1 protein-coding gene is annotated in these 301 nt (G+C 65.8%); it reads right to left on the reverse strand.

The features are described from left to right. Positions 1-276: hypothetical protein (locus NPS47_RS25535; protein WP_274297459.1), on the reverse strand; the 276-nt coding region annotated here is incomplete at its 3' end. Positions 277-301 lie beyond the last annotated feature (25 nt).

The following is a 301-nucleotide window of genomic DNA, read 5'->3' on the forward strand; positions in this document are numbered from 1 at the left end:
GTTGGTCAGTGCCGTGCTGTTGTCGCCCGCCAGGGCGAAGGTGTTGTCCTTCAAGCTGACGGTGCCGGCGAAGCGGTTGCCCGCCCCGGCACCGAACGAGAACGCCTGGTTGGCGTTGGACGCGTTCAGCGTGCCGGCACCGGTCAGTGCGTTGTCGAAGCTGAAGGCGCCTGTGGTCAGGGTGTTGACGATGCCGCCCGCGGCAATATCGACCCCGCCGGTGCCCAGGTTATCGGTGCTTGTGGTGGCGCTGTTGGCCACCGCCAAGGTACCCATATCGGTCACCTTCCACTGCCCTGTG

Origin of the sequence: Pseudomonas putida (assembly GCF_028682475.1) — a bacterium.
Taxonomy (GTDB): domain Bacteria; phylum Pseudomonadota; class Gammaproteobacteria; order Pseudomonadales; family Pseudomonadaceae; genus Aquipseudomonas; species Aquipseudomonas putida_AG.